Source organism: Bacillus sp. CH140a_4T, assembly GCF_008923725.1.
Taxonomy (GTDB): Bacteria; Bacillota; Bacilli; order Bacillales; family Bacillaceae_G; genus Bacillus_A.
The window spans coordinates 697,002-720,212 of the sequence record NZ_WBPF01000013.1 but is presented as its reverse complement, the minus strand read 5'-3'; the positions used below and the strand labels follow the sequence as shown (position 1 = coordinate 720,212).

General features: G+C 36.7%; 24 protein-coding genes, 1 pseudogene and 1 other annotated feature. Of the genes and pseudogenes, 22 read left to right on the top strand and 3 right to left on the bottom strand.

What is annotated here, in order from left to right:
• Positions 1-143: 143 nt before the first annotated feature.
• The 20 genes and pseudogenes from F8162_RS29445 to pheA all read left to right on the top strand — a co-directional run.
• Positions 144-209: pseudogene (locus tag F8162_RS29445) on the top strand (DNA repair protein RadC); the annotation flags it as partial.
• Between the two features lie 157 nt (positions 210-366).
• Positions 367-1,386, top strand: a complete 1,020-nt coding sequence (gene mreB, locus F8162_RS12510; RefSeq protein ID WP_000466737.1) for a cell shape-determining protein MreB — start codon at positions 367-369, stop codon at positions 1,384-1,386.
• Between the two features lie 41 nt (positions 1,387-1,427).
• Positions 1,428-2,279: a rod shape-determining protein MreC gene (mreC, locus tag F8162_RS12505; protein WP_151633518.1), complete on the top strand. Its 852-nt coding sequence runs from the start codon at positions 1,428-1,430 to the stop codon at positions 2,277-2,279.
• Between the two features lie 14 nt (positions 2,280-2,293).
• Positions 2,294-2,839, top strand: coding sequence for a rod shape-determining protein MreD (gene mreD, locus F8162_RS12500; RefSeq protein ID WP_151633520.1), 546 nt, complete (start codon positions 2,294-2,296; stop codon positions 2,837-2,839).
• A 35-nt stretch (positions 2,840-2,874) separates the two neighbouring features.
• Complete coding sequence (gene minC / locus F8162_RS12495; protein ID WP_151633522.1) at positions 2,875-3,561, top strand: septum site-determining protein MinC; 687 nt, start codon at positions 2,875-2,877, stop codon at positions 3,559-3,561.
• Positions 3,562-3,563: 2 nt separating this feature from the next.
• A complete protein-coding gene (gene minD / locus F8162_RS12490) occupies positions 3,564-4,361 on the top strand; it encodes a septum site-determining protein MinD (RefSeq protein ID WP_064474693.1) in 798 nt (265 codons plus the stop codon).
• A gap of 133 nt (positions 4,362-4,494) precedes the next feature.
• Positions 4,495-5,241, top strand: coding sequence for a stage IV sporulation protein SpoIVFA (gene spoIVFA, locus F8162_RS12485; RefSeq protein WP_151633524.1), 747 nt, complete (start codon positions 4,495-4,497; stop codon positions 5,239-5,241).
• Positions 5,234-6,094 (top strand): stage IV sporulation intramembrane metalloprotease SpoIVFB, encoded by an 861-nt coding sequence (gene spoIVFB, locus F8162_RS12480; RefSeq protein ID WP_151633526.1) that lies wholly within the window; start codon positions 5,234-5,236, stop codon positions 6,092-6,094. The genes spoIVFA and spoIVFB overlap by 8 nt, the downstream gene beginning before the upstream one ends.
• A 67-nt stretch (positions 6,095-6,161) precedes the next feature.
• Positions 6,162-7,550, top strand: coding sequence for an Rne/Rng family ribonuclease (locus F8162_RS12475; RefSeq protein ID WP_151633528.1), 1,389 nt, complete (start codon positions 6,162-6,164; stop codon positions 7,548-7,550).
• A gap of 77 nt (positions 7,551-7,627) precedes the next feature.
• Positions 7,628-7,705: a sequence feature (ribosomal protein L21 leader region), on the top strand.
• A 14-nt stretch (positions 7,706-7,719) separates the two neighbouring features.
• Complete coding sequence (gene rplU / locus F8162_RS12470) at positions 7,720-8,028, top strand: 50S ribosomal protein L21 (protein ID WP_000270907.1); 309 nt, start codon at positions 7,720-7,722, stop codon at positions 8,026-8,028.
• Between the two features lie 11 nt (positions 8,029-8,039).
• Positions 8,040-8,384, top strand: a complete 345-nt coding sequence (locus F8162_RS12465; RefSeq protein ID WP_002008596.1) for a ribosomal-processing cysteine protease Prp — start codon at positions 8,040-8,042, stop codon at positions 8,382-8,384.
• Between the two features lie 3 nt (positions 8,385-8,387).
• The gene (gene rpmA / locus F8162_RS12460; protein ID WP_000944957.1) at positions 8,388-8,678 is read left to right on the top strand and encodes a 50S ribosomal protein L27; all 291 of its coding nucleotides are present in this window, start codon (positions 8,388-8,390) and stop codon (positions 8,676-8,678) included.
• A gap of 63 nt (positions 8,679-8,741) precedes the next feature.
• A complete protein-coding gene (locus F8162_RS12455; RefSeq protein ID WP_001003578.1) occupies positions 8,742-9,290 on the top strand; it encodes a sporulation initiation phosphotransferase B in 549 nt (182 codons plus the stop codon).
• Complete coding sequence (gene obgE / locus F8162_RS12450) at positions 9,290-10,573, top strand: GTPase ObgE (RefSeq protein WP_000497118.1); 1,284 nt, start codon at positions 9,290-9,292, stop codon at positions 10,571-10,573. Before F8162_RS12455 ends, obgE begins: the two co-directional genes overlap by 1 nt.
• Positions 10,574-10,710: 137 nt before the next feature.
• Positions 10,711-11,418, top strand: a complete 708-nt coding sequence (locus F8162_RS12445) for a response regulator transcription factor (protein WP_151633530.1) — start codon at positions 10,711-10,713, stop codon at positions 11,416-11,418.
• Positions 11,408-12,490: a HAMP domain-containing histidine kinase gene (locus F8162_RS12440; RefSeq protein WP_151633532.1), complete on the top strand. Its 1,083-nt coding sequence runs from the start codon at positions 11,408-11,410 to the stop codon at positions 12,488-12,490. Before F8162_RS12445 ends, F8162_RS12440 begins: the two co-directional genes overlap by 11 nt.
• A gap of 93 nt (positions 12,491-12,583) precedes the next feature.
• Entirely contained in the window at positions 12,584-13,360 is a 777-nt protein-coding gene (locus F8162_RS12435) for an ABC transporter ATP-binding protein (protein ID WP_000114530.1), read from the top strand.
• Complete coding sequence (locus F8162_RS12430; protein WP_151633534.1) at positions 13,335-15,257, top strand: ABC transporter permease; 1,923 nt, start codon at positions 13,335-13,337, stop codon at positions 15,255-15,257. The genes F8162_RS12435 and F8162_RS12430 overlap by 26 nt, the downstream gene beginning before the upstream one ends.
• Positions 15,258-15,306: 49 nt before the next feature.
• A complete protein-coding gene (locus F8162_RS12425; RefSeq protein WP_151633536.1) occupies positions 15,307-17,220 on the top strand; it encodes an ABC transporter permease in 1,914 nt (637 codons plus the stop codon).
• A gap of 96 nt (positions 17,221-17,316) precedes the next feature.
• The gene (gene pheA / locus F8162_RS12420) at positions 17,317-18,168 is read left to right on the top strand and encodes a prephenate dehydratase (RefSeq protein WP_151633538.1); all 852 of its coding nucleotides are present in this window, start codon (positions 17,317-17,319) and stop codon (positions 18,166-18,168) included.
• 63 nt (positions 18,169-18,231) lie between these two features.
• Here the strand turns inward: pheA and F8162_RS12415 are convergent, their stop codons facing one another.
• The 3 genes from F8162_RS12415 to F8162_RS12405 all read right to left on the bottom strand — a co-directional run bounded on the left by F8162_RS12415 (position 18,232) and on the right by F8162_RS12405 (position 20,648).
• Positions 18,232-18,879, bottom strand: coding sequence for an MOSC domain-containing protein (locus F8162_RS12415; RefSeq protein ID WP_151633540.1), 648 nt, complete (start codon positions 18,877-18,879; stop codon positions 18,232-18,234).
• Between the two features lie 84 nt (positions 18,880-18,963).
• Positions 18,964-19,506 (bottom strand): transcription repressor NadR, encoded by a 543-nt coding sequence (locus F8162_RS12410; RefSeq protein ID WP_151633542.1) that lies wholly within the window; start codon positions 19,504-19,506, stop codon positions 18,964-18,966.
• A complete protein-coding gene (locus tag F8162_RS12405) occupies positions 19,506-20,648 on the bottom strand; it encodes an IscS subfamily cysteine desulfurase (RefSeq protein ID WP_151633544.1) in 1,143 nt (380 codons plus the stop codon). Before F8162_RS12405 ends, F8162_RS12410 begins: the two co-directional genes overlap by 1 nt.
• Positions 20,649-20,800: 152 nt before the next feature.
• On the opposite strand from F8162_RS12405, the gene nadB reads away from it, so the two are divergent.
• Positions 20,801-22,330 carry an L-aspartate oxidase gene (nadB, locus tag F8162_RS12400; protein WP_151633546.1) on the top strand — a complete coding sequence of 510 codons (1,530 nt, stop codon included), beginning with the start codon at positions 20,801-20,803 and terminating at the stop codon, positions 22,328-22,330.
• A 19-nt stretch (positions 22,331-22,349) separates the two neighbouring features.
• Complete coding sequence (nadC, locus tag F8162_RS12395) at positions 22,350-23,183, top strand: carboxylating nicotinate-nucleotide diphosphorylase (protein WP_151633548.1); 834 nt, start codon at positions 22,350-22,352, stop codon at positions 23,181-23,183.
• Positions 23,184-23,211: the final 28 nt, after the last annotated feature.

Genomic DNA, 23,211 nt, shown 5'->3' with positions numbered 1-23,211 from the left:
TAATTTTAAGAGTACGTTGCATTAATTTTAGCACAATTCTTACAAAAGGGGCGTAAAAAGAATCCACTATACAGATTGCCTCTAGAAGGGATTCTTTAAAGAAATGATAGGGTTCTATAACTCGCTCTTTTTTGTTGGGATATGTGCTTGACCATATTATAATAGGTGACCATAAATTCGTGAGTTTAAAGGAAAAAGGTCATATTTAAGACTATGCTTTTTACTTATTTTGTTTTATAATGTGATTTATGAGTTTTTTGTAGAAATTTATCTACAAGAAGGATAAAGATATAAAAAACGTACTGTTTTTATAATATAAAGTAAGAAAAAATGAGTCCGTGAAAACAAGAAAGGAAGATAAATAATATGTTTGGATTTGGTGGCTTTACTCGCGATCTTGGAATAGATTTAGGAACTGCGAACACGCTTGTATATGTAAAAGGAAAAGGTGTCGTATTACGTGAACCTTCAGTAGTAGCGTTACAAACTGATACGAAACAAATCGTTGCTGTAGGTAGCGATGCAAAACAAATGATTGGTCGTACACCAGGAAACGTTGTGGCACTTCGCCCAATGAAAGACGGTGTAATTGCTGATTACGAAACGACAGCAACAATGATGAAATATTACATTCAACAAGCTCAAAAATCAAATGGATTCTTCTCACGTAAGCCTTACGTAATGGTATGTGTACCATCTGGTATTACAGCTGTAGAAAGACGTGCAGTAATTGATGCGACTCGTCAAGCTGGTGCTCGTGACGCTTATCCAATTGAAGAACCATTTGCAGCAGCAATTGGTGCAAACTTACCTGTTTGGGAACCAACTGGTAGCATGGTTGTTGATATCGGTGGTGGTACAACAGAAGTTGCAATCATTTCTTTAGGTGGTATTGTAACAAGTCAATCAGTTCGTGTTGCTGGTGATGATATGGACGATTCAATCATTCAGTACATTAAGAAAAGCTACAACTTAATGATTGGTGAAAGAACAGCTGAAGCATTAAAATTAGAAATCGGTTCTGCAGGCGAGCCAGAAGGTATTGAGCCTATGGAAATTCGCGGTCGTGATTTAGTAAGTGGTTTACCAAAAACAGTACTAATTCAGCCAGAAGAAATTGCAGATGCATTAAAAGATACAGTAGATGCAATTGTAGAATCTGTTAAAAATACGTTAGAGAAAACTCCACCTGAATTAGCGGCAGATATTATGGACCGTGGTATCGTATTAACAGGTGGCGGAGCATTACTACGTAACTTAGATAAAGTGATTAGTGAAGAAACAAATATGCCAGTTCTTGTTGCAGAAGACCCATTAGATTGCGTAGCGATTGGAACGGGTAAAGCATTAGACAATATCGATCTTTTCAAAACTGCTGCTCGATAATATTGCAAAATAAAAATCAATGAAATTAAGAGGGTGTGAACGTGCCACAGTTTTTCTTAAACAAAAGATTAATTGTTTTGTTAGTTAGTATTATTCTTCTCGTGGCATTGATTGGAATCTCATTGAAAGAACGGAACAGTTTAACATGGCCAGAGCAGTTTGTTAAAGACACTGTCGGTGTTGTAGAACGTGTATTCCAAAAGCCAGCGAAATACGTAGCTGGATTCTTCGAAAATGTAGAGGATGTAAAGCGCACGTATGAAGAGAATAAAGAATTAAAAGCAAAATTAGATAATTACGGAAAGTTATCAAGTCAAGTAAAACAATTAGAAGATGATAAAAAGAAGTTACAAGAGTTAACTGGTAAAAAAGAGTTGCCTAGTGATTATACTGAAATTCCAGCTACTGTCGTTTCTCGTAACCCGGATAAATGGTACGATTTAGTTGGAATTGATAAAGGGGCACAGCAAGGAATTAAAAAAGATATGGCTGTAGTAACTTCACAAGGTTTAGTTGGACGAGTGAAAAGTGTATCTCAGTTTACATCATCAGTAGAATTGCTAAGCTCTATGAGCCGAACAAATCGTGTTTCTGCTATCGTACAAGGTAATGAGAAAATCTTTGGATTAATTGAAGGTTATGACAAAGAAAAGCACTTACTTCTTTTCACAAAGATCGGCTCTGAAGCTAAGGTAGATAAAGATCAACTAGTTGTAACATCTGGACTTGGTGATATTTTCCCGAAAGGTCTTGTAATTGGAACGATCGTTGATGTTCAGCCGGATCCATACGGCTTAACAAAAACAGCTTATGTAAAACCGGCCGCTGATTTGAATGACGTAGAGCATATTATGGTTGCTAAACGTGCAACGCCTTCAGCGCCATTAGAATAGGAGGGGGAGAAGAGATGATGAAGATTCTAAAAAGAGCAGCTCTTCCTCTTTTGCTCCTTTTTGTTTTTCTATTTGAAAATATGTTTGCTACTATTGTTCCAACAGAGGTTTTTTGGAAAAACAGTATAGCAGCACCTCATTTCTTTATAATTGCGTTATGTTTTATTACTGTGTACTATAGTCCGGTCCAAGGGATTTATTACGGACTATTATTTGGTTTCTTATTTGATACCGTATACACAGAACTTGTCGGTATATATATTTTTGCGTATCCGATTTTAGCTTATTTAGTTTATAGTGTGATGAAAGTACTACAATTGAATTTATTTATTGTTGCTTCTATCGTACTAGCTAGCATAGTAGCACTAGAGTATTATGTGTATGGATTTTTAACTTTGTTAGGACGTACTCATATGTCAGCGTATGTCTTTTTCACAGATCGTCTCCTGTCTACTGTATTGCTAAATGCAATTTTCTTATTGATAGTTTGTTTCCCACTGAGACGATATTTAGTGCGTCTTTCAAAAGCGATGGAAGAAAAAGAAAAAAGGATTTTCTAATTTTATGTCGAATTGAATCGGTGGGGTGAACTTTAGTGGAAGAAAAAAAGCAACAAAATGTAACAATAAAAGGGACAAAAGACGGAATAACGCTTCATTTAGATGATTGTTGTTCATTCTCTGAACTGTTAAAGGAATTGGATGAAAAGCTTTCTACTCATTACTATGAAGGTGATGGGCGCTCTTTAATTGAAGTGCATGTGAAAGTGGGAAATCGTTATTTAACAGAAGTCCAACAAGAAGAGATTCGTACGTTAATTCGTAATAAAAAGAATCTTGTTGTGGATTCAATTGAAAGTGATGTTATAACGAAAGCAGAAGCAATAGCTTGGAAAGAAGAAACAGAAATTGTCCCTATTTCCAAAATTGTTCGCTCTGGACAAGTTTTACATGTAAAAGGAAATTTATTGTTAATTGGAGATGTTAATCCAGGCGGAACGGTTATCGCTGGAGGGAATATTTTTGTCGTAGGATCATTAAGAGGAATTGCACACGCTGGGTATTATGGGGATTCGGATGCTGTAATCGCTGCATCTGATATGAACCCGATGCAACTTCGAATTAGTGATGTGGCAATGCGGGCTCCGGAAGAGAAAGAAGACGGAGCGGAGGCGGCAGAATGTGCGTATATTAATGAGAACAATCACATTGTTGTCGATCGACTGCAACTTCTCACTCATCTTAGACCTAATTTAACAAAGTTAGAAAGGGGAATTGTATAGCTGTGGGAGAGGCAATAGTAATTACATCTGGAAAAGGCGGAGTAGGTAAAACTACAACGTCTGCGAACATTGGTACAGCCCTAGCGTTATCTGGAAAGAAAGTGTGCTTAATTGACACAGATATCGGTCTTCGAAACTTAGACGTAGTAATGGGGCTGGAAAATCGTATTGTATTTGATCTTGTTGATGTCGTTGAAGGGCGTTGCCGTTTACCTCAGGCTCTTATTAAAGATAAGCGTTTTGATGATCTTTATTTATTACCTGCAGCACAAACGAGTGATAAATCAGCGGTAACACCTGAACAAATGGATGAATTAATACAAGTATTACGTCAAGATTATGATTACATATTAATTGATTGTCCTGCGGGGATTGAGCAGGGATTTAAAAACGCGGTAGCTGGTGCGGATAAAGCAATCGTTGTTACGACGCCAGAAGTATCCTCAATGCGCGATGCGGATCGTATTATCGGGCTTTTAGAAAAAGAGGATATTGAACCACCAAAACTTGTTATTAATCGTGTGCGTAGTCATATGCTTCATGAGCAGGATATGTTAGATGTTGATGAAATCGTACGTACATTGTCAATCGAGCTTCTTGGTGTTGTCGAGGATGATGATGAAGTTATTCGTGCTACAAATACAGGTGAACCTGTAGCGTTGCAACCGAGCGGAAAAGCAGCGTTAGCTTATCGTAATATTGCAAGACGCTTGTTGGGTGAGAATGTACCATTGCAAGCATTTGGACAAGAAAAGGTATCGGTATTTACAAAGGTGAAAAACTTCTTTGGAATCCGTTAAAAGCACTTCGCACATATGCGAAGTGCTTTCTTTTTTCTTCGCACGAATATCTTCCTTTCTTAGCTCATACATATGTACAAACTGTATACAACTGTTTCTATTTAAATTAGCTTAACGAAAGAAAGGAGACAGTATGAAGAATAGACGTGTAGAAGAAATTAAAAAACGGATTGCGAAAAGGAAGGCAGAGCAAGAAAGGATGGAGGAAGAGCAGTATTTTGCTGGAGGGAATTTTGATAGTGAAACAGTATTTATTGAGGATGGAGAAAAGGAGATTCATCCTTTATTTCGAAAAGAAGTATTTTTCTTCAAAGTTTTGTTATCAGCAATATTAGTTCTTTCTGTCGCTATTTTATATAAGAATGCACCCTCTTCGTTTGGCGGTGCGAAAGCAGTTACAGAAAAAGTGATGAAAGAAGAATTTCAGTTTGCTACTGTAGCGAAATGGTACGAAAAGCAGTTTGGAAAACCGCTCGTATTTTATTCGCCTACTGAGAAAAAAGAAGGAACGATTCAGCAAAAAGATTATGCAATTCCTGCTTCTGGAAAGGTGATGCAAGGGTTTCAAAAAAATGGCCAAGGTGTATTTGTCCAAACAGCTACAAATGCAACTGTTGAGTCAGTGAATGAAGGGCTTGTTGTTTTTGCAGGCAAGAAAGAGGAACTTGGTAATACAGTTCAAATTCAGCATGCAGATGGAACAGAATCATGGTATGCGAATTTAAATGACATGTCAGTGAAATTATATGATTACGTTTCAAAGAAACAAAAAATTGGAACGGTGAATAATGATGCAAATAATAAAAATGGTAAGTTTTATTTCGCGATAAAAAAGAATGAAAAATTTATTGACCCGATTCAGGTGATTTCATTTGATTAAATATAGAGAAGTTTTAACGAAGATTTCAGTGCATCCGTTGTTTTGGGTTATTATAGTCATTGGTATTTTTACGGCACGTTTTAAGGAGTTACTACTGTTATTTTGTATCGTTCTCATCCATGAACTTGGGCATGCGTTTGCGGCGGCACACTACAATTGGCGTATTAAAAAGATTCAACTGTTACCATTTGGTGGTGTGGCTGAGCTTGAGGAACATGGGAATAAGTCATTGAAAGAGGAACTTGTTGTTGTAATTGCAGGACCTATTCAGCATATTTGGATGATGGCGGTAGGTTATATATTGTTTGAAACTGGTTGGCTAGGTGCGGATTTATATTATTTCTTTATATGGAATAATATAATTATTTTAGCATTTAATTTACTTCCTATTTGGCCGCTTGATGGCGGGAAAGTATTGTTTAACGTATTATCATATCGTTTTCCTTATTTACAAGCACATGAAAAGATGATGAAATTATCATGTGTTTTTTTTAGTGTAATACTAGTGTGGCAGTTACTTTGGAATAGTAATAATATTATGATGTGGGTACTACTCCTATTTTTAGCGGTGTCGTTATATCAAGAATGGAAACAAAGACGTTATGCCTTTATGCGTTTTTTATTAGAACGATATTATGGGAACAAAAGAGGAATTGAAAAGATTGCACCCATTGAAGTGCAATCAGAAGATCATTTATATAAGATATTCACAAAATTTCGTAGAGGGTATAAGCACTCTATTATCGTCCATGGAAAATATAAAGAACATTATACATTGGATGAAAATGAATTGCTTTATGCGTATTTTACTGAAAAACGAACAACTTCATCTGTTGAAGAATTAATCGGTTAGTGTTGACGATAGCACTAACCTTTTATTATTGTAAAAGCAAAGAAGATTATAAAGTGAGGAAAGAATTTTGAAAACGTTATATATGAACTACGCAGGATCGGAAAAACGCGTTGCAATTGAAGAGAAGAAAAAAATTGTTGAGTTTTTATGGAAACGAAATGAAGAACAAGAGATTGTTGGGCATATTTATATTGGACGTGTCGTAAGAACGATTGCTGGAATGAACGCAGCATTTGTAAACATCGGTTTAGAAAAACATGCGTATCTTTCATACGATGATGTGCCGTCTTCTTATCGTATACATGAAGGGCAGGCAGTACTCGTACAAGTTGTGAAAGAGGCAATTGATACGAAAGGGCCGAAATTGACAGCGAACATAGAATTTACCGGGAAATATGTCGTTTATATGCCATATGATGAAATGCGTGCCGTTTCTCGGAAAATAAAAAACAATAAAAGAAGGCAGCAATTACTCCAAATTGAAGTAGAAGGGACAGGTGGGTACATTTTCCGTTCTGCTTCTGAAAAAGGAGAAATTGAAGAAATACAGGCTGAAATGCAAAGATTACAGCAGCTATATGAAGAGTTAAAAAGAAAAGAGGGCCAAGGAAAGGCACCGTTACTACTTCATCGACCGGCGACCTTTTTAGATCGTGTATTTCAAGAGAATCCAATTGAAACGATTGAAAAAGTAGTTGTAGATACAAGAAGTATTGTAAAAGAATTAGAAGAAAAAGTCGGAAAAGAAAAAGTATCTTTTTATAATGAAAAATCTTCAATGTTTAACCATTTTGGAATAGAGCGTGAGATCGAGAAAGCACTTCAAAAAATAGTGTGGCTCCCGAATGGTGCGTATTTAATTGTGGAACAAATGGAGACGATGACTGTAATTGACGTGAATACGGGCAAGTTTACTGGAAAACAGAATTTACAAGACACAGTCCTTCGTACAAATGAGGCGGCAGCTGAAGAGATTGCACGACAATTAAGACTGCGCGATATTGGCGGTATGATATTAATTGATTTTATTAATATGAAAAGAAGAGAAGATAAAGAAAAGGTAAGAGAATGTCTCATGGCTGCTATACAAAATGATCGCACATATACAAGGGTACTCGGATTCACAGAGTTAGGGATTTTAGAGATGACACGTAAACGTAAAAAACATTCTTTACGCGACGTATTACTAGAAGAATGTGTACCTTGCAAAGCGACGGGGTATGTGATGTCATATGAGACAATTGCGTATGAGTTAGAGAGAGAGCTAATTACATATGGCGATATAGAGGATGAGGCAGTATTAATCGCTGCACCTAAAGAATTACAAAAACAATTTTTGCAAAAAGAATTACAAAAAAATATTCCATTTGAAATTTATTTCAAAGATGATATGATCGAAAAGTATGCAATTGTCCGTTTTGGAAGTAAAAAAGAAATTGTAGAACGGAAAAAATAGTTAGTAGAACATTTATTGACAACCGTCTATGATTCATGATAACATCTTTATGTTATAGTTTATAGCACCTAAACGGCTATATGCTACAACCGCACAAGACAGGTTCCCTAAAGGCATTTATGTCTACCTCGTTTTTGGCGAGTCTTAGTAATTAAGAGGAGGTGCAAGTATGTACGCAATTATCGAAACAGGTGGAAAACAAATTAAAGTTGAAGCTGGTCAAGCAATCTACATTGAAAAATTAGATGTTGAAGCTGGTGAAACTGTTACTTTTGACAAAGTTCTTTTCGTTGGTGGCGAAAACGTTAAAGTTGGTAGCCCAGTTGTAGAAGGTGCAACAGTTACTGCGAAAGTTGAAAAACAAGGTCGCGCTAAGAAAATCATCGTTTTCAAATACAAAGCGAAAAAGAACAATCGTAAGAAACAAGGTCATCGTCAACCTTACACTAAGCTAGTTGTTGAAGCTATCAACGCTTAATTCAGGTTAACATGATTAAAATTACGATAAGTCGCACGAAATTAGGAAGTATCCAATCATTTAAGATGACTGGACATGCCAATTATGCGCCACATGGACAAGATCTTGTCTGTGCTGGAACTACAGCGGTTGTGTTTGGTTCTATAAATGCAGTGGAAGAACTTTGTAATGTGCAGGCAACTATTGAACTCGGAAGTGATGGCGGATTCTTAACGTATGAATTGCCTAATGATTTAGACGTTCATACAGCAGAAAAAGCACAGATACTTTTAGAAGGATTGGTTGTTTCGCTTAAGACGATCGAACTTGATTACGGAAAGTATATCCGTTTAATAGAAAAAGTGCAGGAGGTGTAACGTATGTTAAGATTAGATCTTCAGTTTTTCGCATCTAAGAAAGGTGTAGGTAGTACAAAGAACGGTCGTGACTCTCAGTCAAAACGTCTTGGTGCTAAACGCGCAGATGGTCAAACGGTTTCAGGTGGTTCAATTCTTTACCGTCAACGCGGTACAAAAATTTATCCAGGTGTTAACGTTGGTCGTGGTGGCGATGACACTTTATACGCGAAAGTTGACGGCGTAGTACGCTTTGAGCGTCTTGGCCGTGACCGCAAACAAGTGAGCGTATATCCTGTTGCTCAAGAAGCATAAGAACTCACGGAAAACTCTAACCTGAGTGCAGGTTAGAGTTTTTCTATATTAAGGGGTATCTAAATGAATGAAAAATGGACAATTATAGATGCATTGCGTCATTCAAGACATGATTGGCTCAATCGTATGCAGATGGTGAAAGGAAACCTTTCCCTTGGAAAAGTGGAAGAGATTCATAGTCTCATCGATCGTTTTGTCCAAGAAGCGAGACAAGAATCCAATCTGATAGGGCTATCAATGCCTTTATTTTCAGAGTGGATTTTAACATATAATTGGAAACAGCAGCCGTGCTTATTGGAGTACGAAGTATTAGGAAAGTTACATAACTTATCTCACTTAGATGAGACTGTATGTATATGGACGAATCAATTTTTCTCAATACTTCAGCATAGTTTAGACGTATATGTTGAAAATTATGTTTGTATCACAATTGAATGTGACGCGGAGAATGCTCGTTTCTTTTTTGATTTTCGTGGTAAGCTAACGAGTGTAGAAGAACTACAGAATTGGCTTGCGAACCAAAACAATAAATGGTATTCCATTTCTTATACAGTACGAGACGAAGAAGTCTCAGTTATATTACAACCAATTGAAAAAAGTGTGGTGAAATAATGTTTGTAGATCAGGTCAAGATATATGTAAAAGGCGGCGACGGTGGTAACGGAATGGTTGCGTATCGTCGTGAGAAGTATGTACCTAAAGGTGGCCCAGCAGGTGGCGACGGTGGTAAAGGTGCAGATGTTGTTTTTGTTGTTGAGGAAGGCTTACGTACATTAATGGACTTCCGCTACCAACGTCATTTCAAAGCTGATCGTGGTCAGCACGGAATGAGTAAAGGTCAGCACGGTCGTAAATCTGAAGATTTAATCGTAAAGGTTCCACCGGGAACAATAGTAAAAGATGAAAAAACAGGTGAAATTCTTGCCGATTTAGTAACGCATGAACAAACAGCTGTAATCGCAAAAGGTGGCCGCGGTGGCCGTGGTAACTCACGTTTCGCAACACCGACGAACCCAGCGCCAGAAATCGCTGAGAACGGGGAACCAGGTCAAGAACGTGATGTCACGCTAGAACTTAAAGTGCTAGCAGATGTTGGACTTGTTGGATTCCCAAGTGTAGGTAAATCTACATTATTATCTGTTGTATCATCAGCGCGTCCGAAAATTGCAGAGTATCACTTTACAACAATTGTTCCAAATCTTGGTGTTGTTGAAACTGGTGATAACCGCAGCTTCGTTATGGCTGACCTTCCTGGACTAATTGAAGGCGCACATGCCGGCGTCGGACTTGGACACCAATTCTTACGTCATATTGAGCGTACACGTGTAATCGTGCACGTTATCGATATGTCTGGTTTAGAAGGCCGTGAGCCATATGAAGATTATGTAACAATTAATAGTGAGCTAAAAGAATACAATATGCGTTTAACTGAGCGTCCGCAAGTTGTTGTTGCAAACAAAATGGATATGCCAGGTGCAGAAGAAAACTTACAAGCATTTAAAGAAAAATTGGGAGACGAAGTAAAAATCTTCCCAGTCTCAGCTGTAACGAAACAAGGTGTTCGTGACTTACTATTTGAAGTAGCGAACTTATTAGAAACAACACCAGAATTCCCAATGTATGATGATGTGGAAGAATCTGAAGCAAGTGTAATGTACAAATTTGAATCTGAATCTAATTTTGAAATTACACGCGAAAGTGATGGCACATTTGTTATTTCTGGTTATGATATTGAGAAAACATTCAAAATGACAGACTTCTCACGTGATGAATCTGTACGCCGATTTGCTCGTCAAATGCGTGGAATGGGTATTGATGAAGCCCTTCGTGCACGTGGTGCAGTAGACGGAGATATTGTAAAAATTCTTGAATATCAATTTGAATTTATCGATTAAGACTGCCGAAATATGGCAGTCTTTTTTTATTGCAAATGTCTGATTCATATAGGAAAAAATACCCACTAATTAAATTTTCAATTTATAATAGAACAAGGAGTGGTTTTGGAAGAATTTTTTATGGGGAGAAAACGAACATGTATAAAATATTAATCGTAGAAGACGATGAAAAAATAGCAGGAATATTAGAGGAGCATTTAGAAAGGTATGGCTATCAATCATTTAGAGTAAGTGATTTACGTCATATAAAAGATGAGTTCGTGAAAATAAATCCTCATCTCGTATTACTGGATATTAATTTACCATATTTTGATGGTTTTTATTGGTGTCGTCAAATTCGTACTGTATCGAATGCACCGATTATTTTTGTTTCTGCAAGAACAGGGGAAATGGATCAAGTAATGGCAATCGAGAATGGCGGAGATGATTACATTACAAAACCATTCCATTTAGATATCGTAATGGCAAAGGTGAAAAGTGCACTTCGCCGTGGCTATGGTGAGTACGCCTCTGTTGCTGAGAGTGATTGTTTAGGTGTAAATGGACTGTTGTTATTTCCGTCTCAGCACATTGTTGAGTGGCAAGGGCAACAAACGGAGCTGACAAAAAATGAATTTTACTTATTAGAGTGTTTAATGAAACAAGCAAATCAATATGTAACGCGTGAAGAACTGTTAGAAGCCCTGTGGGATGAGGTAGCTTTTGTTGATGATAATACATTAACCGTAAATGTAAAACGCGTAAGGAAGAAACTAGAGGAGCTAGGCATTAAAAATGCCATTGTGACGAAACGTGGATATGGTTATGCGCTTCTTACAGAGTGGGGCGAAGGGCATGAAGGTTAAAAATTACCTCTTGGACCGCTTTTCTCTACTTCTTTCTTATATTGTTAGCCTTTGTTTATTTGGGCTTGTACTGCAGTTGCAAAGTCTTTTAGAAAAAAGATCCATTGATTGGAGTACGTGGTTATATGGACTTTTATTAGGAACAGTTGTATTTATCGTATACCTCATTTACGATTATCGAAAACGAAGTGTATTTTTAAAAAGAATTGAAAAATATGTTGCCAGCGGAAATACATTACACGACTCTTTACTTATTGATACTTCTTATACGTCAGAGCAAGAGATGGTCGTTGAATCGTTTACGCTATTAAGACAGCAATATATGAATGAAGTTCATAAACAACATGCGAAAGAACAACAGCAAATGATATTTATGAACCAATGGATTCATCAAATGAAAACACCAGTATCGGTTATAGAATTGCTATTACAAAAGTTTGGTAAAGAGCATCGTGAAGCAAGAGCAACAATTGAAAGTATTCGTGAAGAAAATAATCGTATATTAAATGGTTTAGATTTAGCGCTACATATGGCAAGGTTAGAGCAATTTGCGAAAGATTATAAAGTAGAAGTAGTAAATGTGATAGATATCATTCGAGGTATTATTAATGAAAATCGAAAATCCTTCATTCAATCGTCTGTATTTCCGAAAGTAATGTTTGAAGAAGATACTTGTATGGTTGCATCTGATAGAAAATGGCTGAGCATTGCTATAGGTCAAATTGTTGTAAATGCAATTAAGTATACGAAAATTTCAGAAGCAGAGAAAAAGGAAATTCAATTTCAAATTGAAGAGAAAGATCAAAAAGTGTTATTACATATTAAGGACAATGGAATCGGTATTCCGGAGCAAGATGTAAAGCGTATATTTGATCCATTCTTTACGGGAATAAATGGCCGTAAAACGAGAGAAGCAACTGGAATGGGTTTATATATTACAAAGGAAATTTGTGATAATTTACATCACAGTATTTATGTGCAATCGGCTGAAGCAGAAGGGACAACATTCACGTTCCAATTTGCAAAAGATGAAGAATATCATACATTAATGAGAAAAATGACAAAACTGTAAGATAACAAAACATTTTGTAAGGGAAATCACTCGTTTCTTTTTCTTATTTTTCTTATAGTAAATGTAAGAAGCAAACACATAGGGGGATTAGAAATGAGTGTTCTTGAAGTAAAAGGATTAACAAAGGTGTACCAATCAAAAGGTTCGGTAGCGACGACTGCTTTAAATGATATAAATTTTAAAATAGAAGAAGGCGAATTTGTAGGGATTATGGGTCCTTCAGGAAGCGGAAAAACAACGCTTTTAAATTTATTAGCAACAATTGATAAGCAAACTTCAGGTCATGTGCTTGTAAATGGCGAAGAAATTAATCAAATGCGTGCTGCAAAATTAGCAGAGTTTCGCCGTACACATTTAGGGTTCATTTTCCAAGATTTTAACTTACTTGATACGTTATCGATTAAAGAAAATATTATTTTGCCACTTGTAATGGCGAAGAAATCTGTAAATGAAATCGATGCAAAAGTGCTTGAGATTGCAAAGTTTTTAAATATCGAAGAAATATTAAATAAAAAAGTATATGAAGTATCAGGCGGACAACAACAACGTGCAGCAGCAGCGAGAGCGATCATTCATGAACCGACGTTAATTTTAGCGGATGAGCCAACTGGAAACTTAGATTCGAAGTCAGCAAAATCATTAATGAGTGCGTTGCAAGACTTACATGAACAAAAGAAAGTGACAATTGCAATGGTAACGCATGATCCAGTAGCGGCGAGTTATTGCGAACGTATTCTTTTCATTCGCGACGGAGAAATTTTCTCAGAAATACATAAAGGAAGAACGAAACAAGCCTTTTTCCAAGAAATTCTGGACGTACTTGCGATGCTAGGAGGAGAATATCATGAACTTTCGCCAGCTCGCGCTTAGTAATGTAAAAGGAAATTGGCGTAATTATAAAGCTTTTCTTATAAGTAGTTGTTTATCGATAGTCGTATTTTTTATGTATGCTTCCTTCATTTATCATCCGGATGTCGTAAGCGGCAATATTAGTATGAGGGAGATGATTTCAACAGGGTTAGAATCGATGAATTATATTGTAGTCATCTTCTCAGCACTCTTTATTTTATATGCAAATTCAACATTTTTACGAGCAAGGAAAAAAGAGTTTGGTTTATTAACATTAATAGGCGGAACGAAATCTCAACTTGGCCGAATGATTATATTAGAACAGCTTATGTTAGGTAGCATTGCAATTGTAGTAGGCATTGGGCTTGGTATGCTTTGTTCAAAATTATTTTTCCAAGCATTAAGCGTTATATTGAAAATAGATAAAACACTTCCACTCGTATGGAATAGTAAAGCAGTTTTGATTACAGCGGGTGTATACTTTATTCTATTTTTAATCCTATCATTGTTTAGCGTTTGGACAGTAGGACGCTTGCAAATTATTGATTTATTAAGAGAAGCAAGAAAACAAAAAGTAGAACCTTTTGCATTTACATGGTTATGTGTAGCGGGGATAGGATGTATTATTGTTGCATATGTACTTAGCTTCCAAGTGACATTTATGAATTTTATCATTCTGTTTTTACCGATTGTAGGGCTGACGATAGGCGGAACTTATTTGCTGTTTACACAAGGTAGTACAGTCGTATTAAAGGCGTTACAAAAACGAAAAAAATCTTTTTATACATATCCAAATATGTTCGTACTTAGCAATCTTATTTATAAAATGAAAGATAATGCTCGTTTTCTATTTGTAATTTCTATCATTACGGCCGTTGTATCTTCAGCAGTTGGTACACTGTACGTATTTTTTGAGGATATGAGTTATAAGGCAGTAACTAGTACCCCGCATGCTATTTCGTATGAGGAAAAAGGCATTCATACACATAATGTCATCAAAGAAGGAAAAACAAAAGAATTAATAAAAAAACACGGGTTTGAAGATGCGCGAGAAGTAACGTACGTAAAACTTCCTGGAACTCAAAAAATCACGATGTTTAACAGTGAACATGAAGTGCCGATGGCGATTGTTTCAGAAAAAGAATATAACGCTGAAGTACGTAAACAAAAGAGAGAGCAAGTTAGAGAAGTTCATAATGCACCAGGTAGTGCAACGATGGTCATAATGGATATGGCGAACGATATGATGAAGATAGATCTTGCAAAACCGTATGAAATTAAAATTAACGGACAAACGCAGTCTGTTCAACTGAATAAGCCAACTTCATTTTCTGTTTTTAATGATAGTGAATATCTCATTGTGAATAATCAAGATTTTGAGAAATATGCAAAGCTCGTACCAGATGAAGAAAAGACGAAATATTACGGTTATTATATAGAAGACTGGAAAAGTACGGAAGACCTTGTGTTAGATTTGAAAAAGGAAATTGCACCAGATAAGCAAGCGGAATTAAATAACTCGGTGCTCACTTATAAAAATATAAGGGAATCGGGAGCAATTACAATGTTTATCGGTTTCTTTGTAGCTGTACTGTTCTTCTTCTTCGCTTGTAGTATGACATACTTTAAATGGTTTAACGATAAAGAACAAGATCGTATTCAATTTAAATCATTAAAGAGAATTGGTATGACAGATAAAGAAATTCGTAAAATTGCAATTCGACAAATGGGTGTTATCTTCTTTATCCCAATTTTAATCGGTGCAATTCATAGTGGATTTGCTCTTCATACGTTAGGGAAAATGCTGTATATCGATTTATGGAAATCAGGTGCGATTGTAATTGGGGCATACATTGTAGCTTCTGCGATTTACTTTATGATCGCGCAAAGGGGATATTTGAAACACGTGCAAAGCTAGAGAAACCTCTAGCTTTTTGCCTATGTAGTAAGTTATAGGGGGACGATAAATGAACATTCGGCAACTAGCGCTGCAAAATATAAAAGGAAATTGGCGTAATTATAAAGTGTTTTTCTTAAGTAGTTGTTTTGCGATATTTGCGTCTTTTGCATACATGTCTGTCATTGTACATCCGTATATGCAGGAGACGATGTGGTATCAAAATGTACGCTGGGGACTTATCGTATGTAATGTTATAATTATTTCTTTTTTCGTCATATTTATTTTGTACTCCACTTCTATTTTCATAGAGGCACGTAAGAAAGAATTAGGATTATATATGTTAATGGGAGCAACGAAATCTAACGTAATAGGAGTGATTATGACCGAGCAAATATTGAGCGGGGTATTTGCTAATATTTTCGGTATTGGGCTTGGTATGATCTTTTTAAAGCTCTTTTTCATGGTGTTTAGTATGTTACTGGGGCTTCCGAAAGAACTCCCTGTCATATTTGACGTGAGAGCAATTGGGGGAACGTTTATTGCGTATATGGTCGTATTTGTTGTCTTATCCTTTATAAGTGCTTTACGTATATGGAATATAAAAATCATTCGGTTATTGAAAGAATTTCGAACAGATAAAAAAGAGAAGAAAACATCGATGTGGCTTTGTATATTCGGCTTTATTTGTTTAGGGATAGGATATGCATTAGCGTTACAAGCGACGATGCCAACGATAGCGTTATACTTTTTTCCTGTTTCTATACTTGTCTTTTTCGGAACGTATTTTTCTTTTACACATGGCACTGCTCAAATATTAGAAATGATAAAACGAAATAAAAAGATTATGTATACATATCCGTATTTATTTATAGTGAATCAATTGTCACATCGAATGAAGGAAAATGGTCGCTTTTTCTTTCTGATGTCTATGGCAACGACGTTTGTAGTTACCGCAACAGGTACGGTGTTTTTATATTTTTCTGGTATGCAAGATATGTGGCGGGGCGGGGGCGTGCACTCATTTTCTTACATAGAAAAAGGTACTTCTTCTCATGAAGTCTTTACGGAAGGCACGGTTGAACAATTATTGCATCAATATGGGTATGATGACTTTCAATCTATGAGTTTTGTTGGAGTGTATGCATCCTTTCAGTCTAATAAAGGAGAAACAACAATAGCACCGCTTATAAAAGAAAGTGAATATAACCAAGAAGCGAGGAAACAAAAACAGAAAACATATCGTCCTAAAAAAGGTACAGTGACACTCGTTTATTATAATAAATACAATAATTCGAATGTATATAATCAAAAAGAGATTCAATTGCAAGTAATGAATCAAACATATTCATCCGTATTTAATGGTCAGAAGGAAGGGGTACAATTTAACCATCACCCTTCGCACATTAATGGTCTGTTCTTCGTCATGAATGATGAAGACTTTGACAGTATAGCAAATCAGGTTCCTGATTCTGAAAAGATGATATATAGAGGCTACACATTACCAAATATCGAAAAGACGAAGAAATTAAATGAAGATTTACGGAAACATATGAAACAAGATAATAATAATGCGTTTCGAAGTAATATGGAGTTATATGTAAATATGAAAGAAGGCGGCGATATTACTCTATTTGTAGGCTCATTCATTAGTATATTATTCTTTCTTACTTCATGTAGCATCGTATATTTTAAATGGTTTCATAACATTTCATCGGATAGAAAGCAGTACGGTGCACTCTCTAAACTGGGAATGACGAAGGAAGAAGTTTGGAAGATTTCTCGCTGGCAATTGTGTATGCTATTTTTTGCGCCAATTCTAGTTGGGAGTATGCATAGTGCAGTTGCGTTATATACGTTTCATAATACGATCTTTATGGATGGTTCATTAAGAAAAGTAGGCTTGTTTATTCTGTATTATATCGCTGCATGCATCGTTTATTTCTTTTTCGCTCAAAGAGAATATAGGAAACATTTAGACTAGCGAATGCTAGTCTTTTTTAAATATTCTAAATTTACATAGAAGAATATAAAAAAGTATGGTATAACAGTAAGAAAACGAAAAAGAGGGGAAAAGACGATGATTCGAGTAGGATATTTAGGACCGGAAGCAACATTTACAAATATGGCGGTGAGTCGTTTTTTTCCGGAAGCAGAGCATGTACCGTATCGAACGATTCCAGACTGCATTGATGCAGCTGCAAATGGAAATGTAGATTATGCAGTGGTACCACTAGAAAACGCCATAGAAGGTTCAGTGAATATAACAGTTGATTATCTCGTACATGAGCAACCACTTTCTATTGTAGGAGAAATTACAGTACCAATTCAGCAACATTTACTTGTACATCCGCAGTATGCAGAAGTGTGGGAAGAAGTATATGCAGTGCATTCTCATCCACACGCTATTGCGCAATGTCATAAATTTTTAAATGAAGAATTAAAAGGGATAACCGTCCGAGATATGACATCAACCAGTGCCGCTGCGCAATATGTGAAAGAACATCCTGAAGAAAAAATCGCTGCTATTGCAAATGAAGCAGCCGCAGAAAAATATGGATTAACGATCGTAAGACGTAGCATTCATACACATAAAAATAATCATACACGCTTCCTAGTGCTCCATAAGAAAAAGAAAGCAATACTCCCAAATAACGGAGAAAACCGAGGAGAGAAAACGACGCTTATGATAACGTTACCTGCTGATTATGCAGGGGCACTATATCAAGTGTTATCAGCTTTCGCATGGAGAAAATTAAATTTATCAAAAATCGAATCGCGTCCGATGAAAACAGGTCTTGGAAATTACTTTTTCTTAATCGATGTCGATAAAGCATACGATGATGTATTATTGCCAGGCGTAACGATGGAACTTGAAGCACTCGGCTTTTCTGTTACTGTGCTGGGGAGTTATTCTTCTTATTGGTTGTAAGGGGGAGTTAGGTTATACCTTGTGATAGATAAATAAAATCCCACCTATAAATGGTGGGATTCTTTATTTTAACTTCGCAAGACGATCTTCTAGCTGACCACGCCAAACATCAGCTAGTTCTGGAACAGCAAGAATCTTTTCAATGCCATCTTTATCTTTTCTATTATGAAAATAAATTTCGTTAGAGAACAAAACAGATACATTGCTCGGTTGACGTTCTAGTAATGTAATTTTAGAATCTTTACGTACAATACCTTCTTGAAGAACGCGGCATAGGTAACCAGTAAATCCAGTTGCTACAATGCGCGGAAGTATGCCAGGAATACCAAGGCGTTTTGAAATAGTGCTACAAGGTACTCTTGCTTGTGTGACCTGAATGATTGCTTCACCTAGTTGATATGTATCTCCAATGCTAACATCACGCTCTAACATATTTGTTACGGTAATGTTTTCGCCAAATGTGGAAGCTGGAAGCGTAGTTTGAAATTCTTCTTCCCATAGTGCGTAATGCTCGTGTGGGTACACACAAACTGCGCGGTCAGGTCCCCCGTGGTGTTTTAAATCCGCTACATCATCACCACGAAATCCATCTTTTGAGAGAAAAGCTTCTTCTGTAAGTTCTTTACATATACCAGTAATCATTTCTTTATCTTCGCTATATTTCATTTGTTTCGGTTTGCCAATGCTAAAGTGAACGAGTTCAATTCCCATTTTTGATCCCCTTTACAATTGATTACAATATTATAGCATTAAAAAAGCACAGAGAATGATAAAAAAATCTGTGCTTTACATGAATTAGTAAACGAGAAATCCTGCTTTATCTAGTGCCTCACAAGCAGCGTCTAACTTTTCTTTTGAATCTGCCTCAATTGTATGTAAGTGAATACCATCTGTTAGTTGCGAAAGATAGGAAGCATTTGTGTTTTCGATTTTTTGTAAATATTGCTCTACATCAAAGCGATTACTTACCATGATGGATGCTGTTAAGTCACCGTATACAGGGTGCTCAACTTTTACATCTTTGATCGTAACGCCGTGATCAACAAGCATTGTAAGTTCTTGACGTACTTCCGCTGGTTTATGTTGGCATACAATTACGCGTTCGAAAGCTTGTTGTTTCTCTTGTGGTTTTAAATATAAATATCCTTGAGCAGTTGCAATAATTGGTTCGTTTCGTGCTTTAAGCAAGGAAATATCTTGCACGATAACTTGTCGGCTTACATTTGTTTTTTTCGATAGTTCATTCCCAGATAACGGTTCATTTGCAGTGAGAAGCCACTGAAGGATAAGTTGTCGTCTTTCTTCACCTAAAATCTTTTTTTGGTCATTTTGTTTCATTATGATTTAACACCTCTATAAAATTGATTTCCAATTGTGTGTAGTGCATGAATAGTAGTATCAATTTGATCTTTCGTTGTTTGTTGTCCGAAAGAGAAGCGGACATATTGTTTTGCCTCTTCATACGTTTTTCCAATTGCAAGCATTGTTTTCGAAGGTTCTTGTTTACCGACTTGGCAAGCACTTCCGGTAGAAATGGCAATACCGTGGCGATTACATTCTAGCATTGTATATTGACCTTCTATTCCTTTTATTGTAACCCCAATAATATGTGGTAAACAAGAAGTAGAATGTCCTTCTACTTGAATTTCTAGAGGAAGTGCTTGTAATCGTTCTAAAAAGTAGGATCGTAACTCTTTAAAACGTAAGCTTTCTTCCTGCTGACTTTTTAATATATTCTCAGCAGCTGTTAAAAAAGATGCGATGCCAGGAACGTTCACTGTACCTGGGCGAAACCCCTTTTCGTGAGAAGTTCCCGGAAATATTTGTGCCCAGCGAACTTGCGGGTTTATATAGCAAGCGCCAACACCTTTTGGTCCGTAAATTTTATGTGCTGAAACAGAAAGACTATCAATCCCCATCTCAAAAACATTGATAGGAAGCTTACCAAATGTTTGCACACAATCGGAATGAAATAAAACGTTATATTTTTTTAAAAGTGCCCCGATTTCTAGGATGTTTTGGACGGTTCCGATTTCAGAGTTTCCGTGCTGTATACTTGCTAGAACAGTATTCTCTGTAATTGCTGTTTCTAAATCATCTAAATGAATTCGCCCATCTTTATCAACAGGAATTTCAGTAATTGTATACCCTTCTAATTGTAAGGATTGAAAATAACTTCGAATGGATGCGTGTTCCATAGGTGTCGTAATAATATGCTTCTTATTTCGGGCATTTAGAAGAGATTGAATCGCAAGATAGTTAGATTCCGAGCCGCCGCTCGTGAAGAATACCCCTTGTTCTTTTCCTCCAATCATATCAGCAAATGTTTTTCTGCAAACTTGTAATAAAGAAGAAGCTGTTCCTCCAATATCATGTAAACTTTGCTCATTTCCGAAGTATTGCGATGCTGCTTTCATATATGTTTGTAATGCTTCCACGCTCATAGGTGTAGTAGCTGCATAGTCAAGATATATCATCATGTAAGGTCCTCTCTCTAGTAAGAGTTACATTTCTTTTATTTTTTAAATGGTAGTGAAAATAAGAATTATAAAAAAACTCTTGTCATTATTTTAAAACTATGTAAATATAGGTGTCAAGACAGTTGAAAAGTGTAAAGTAGGAGGCAACAATTATGCCAAGTGCAGATGTCTTAATTATTGGAAGTGGCGTTGCGGCACTTCGTATTGCGAAAGAGATTTGTCACGAAAAGAATGTGATTATTATCACAAAGGAAACGAACCGTAATAATAATACATATTTAGCGCAAGGCGGAATTGCCGCAGCGGTTGCTACATATGACAATCCAAATGATCATTTTGAAGATACGTTAGTAGCAGGGTGTCATTATAACAATGAAGAAGTGGTTCTTTATTTAGTTAAGGAAGGACCAAAAGAAATAAATAATCTCATTGAAAATGGAATGAAATTTGATGGAGATGAAACGGGTCCTCATCTTGGAAAAGAAGGTGCACATCGAAAGCGTCGCATTTTACATGCAGGTGGCGATGCAACAGGAAAGAATTTATTAGAGCATTTCATTCAAGAAGTAGCTCCGCACGTTACGGTAGTGGAACAGGAAATGGTGCTCGATTTTATTATAGAAAATGATAAATGTGTTGGAGTTTTGACACGAAATAGTGAAGGGAAACTGAAGCGTTACGTTGCAGATTATACAGTGTTAGCAACAGGTGGGATTGGCGGTTTATACGCTTTTACTTCTAACGATAAGACAATTACGGGTGATGGACTTGCGATGGTATACCGCGCAGGCGGGGAGCTCGTAGATTTAGAGTTTGTACAATTTCATCCAACGATGTTATACGCGAACGGGCGATGCTGCGGCCTCGTCTCTGAAGCTGTCCGTGGTGAAGGAGCTGTCCTTATAAATGGAAAAGGGCAGCGTTTTATGATGGATATACACCATGATCACGATCTCGCTCCGCGTGATGTAGTGGCAAGAGCGATTCATGAACAGCTTTTGGCGGGTGAAAAAGTGTATTTGAACATCGAGTCTATCCAAAATTTTGAAGAACGTTTTCCGACTGTATCATCATTGTGTAAAAAGAATGGTGTCGATATAAATACAAAACGTATTCCGGTCGTACCCGGTGCTCATTTTCATATGGGCGGCGTGAAAACGAATTGTGATGGGGAGACGTCCATTCCAAATTTATATGCGGTCGGTGAAGTAGCTTGTAACGGTGTTCATGGAGCAAATAGGTTAGCCAGTAATTCATTATTAGAAGGTCTTGTGTTTGGAAAAAGAATAGGAAAACATATTTTAACGAAAGCGGCAAAAGACGGATTGAACAACTTCGCTGAGAAGGAAAAGAAATTTATTGTTCTGAATCATTTGCCGGCGAAAGAAGAAATACAAGAATGCATGATGAAATATGTTGGGATTGTGCGAACAGAGCAAAGTTTATCTTATGCAAAGAGATGGCTTAGTAAGTACGGTGTTCGAAATATGATATTACAACATGATGCTCTTACAAATGAAGAGATAACGCTTATTAATATGGTAACAGTCTGTGAGCTTATAGTCGTATCAGCTTTGCAAAGAGAAGAGAGTATTGGTGGTCATTACCGAAGTGATTATCCAGATAGAAATAGCGTGAAAAAAGAGATCGTTCGAATGAAAAGAAAACTACAACTTGTGTGATGAAGGGAAGAGGGGCTTTATGAACACGATTAAAGTTAAAGAAGCATTAAATCGATTTTTTCTAGAAGATATAGGAGAAAGAGATGTAACATCTCAGCTTATTTTTCCAGACAATTTACTTTCAAAAGGAACGTTTCTTGCGAAGGATACAGGTGTCTTTGTGGGGCGTTTAGTAATTGAAGAAGGATTTAAATTGATTGATGAAAGAATTGAAGTAGAGCTCCATAAAAAAGATGGAGATCTTGTAGAAAAGGGCGAAATAATAGCAACTGCGCAAGGGCCAATTGCTTCGTTATTAACGGCAGAGCGCGTTATATTAAACGTTATCCAGCGTATGAGCGGGATAGCTACGATGACACATAAAGTTGTTCTTGCTTTAAATAGCAGCCATACACGTATTTGCGATACGCGAAAAACAATGCCGGGTCTACGTATGTTTGATAAGTATGCAGTCGTGTGCGGAGGCGGATTTAATCACCGTTTCGGTTTATATGACGGTGTCATGATTAAAGACAATCATATTGCTTTTGCTGGTTCTATTACGAAAGCTGTTACATCGGTGAAAGAAAAATTAGGGCATATGGTGAAAGTGGAAGTGGAAACAGAAACAGAGGAGCAAGTGAGAGAAGCTGTAGCTGCTGGTGCAGATATTATTATGTTTGATAACCGTACACCAGATGAGATTCGAGAGTTTTCAAAACTTGTACCAAGTGCCATCGTTACGGAAGCATCAGGAGGCATTACAATTGAAGATTTATCGAAATACGGAAAAACAGGGGTAGATTATATTTCACTTGGAGCGTTAACACATTCAGTGAAAGCACTTGATATTAGTTTCAACATAGAGGTGTAAGGAAAGTGGCTTAGAGGGGGAGAAAGGG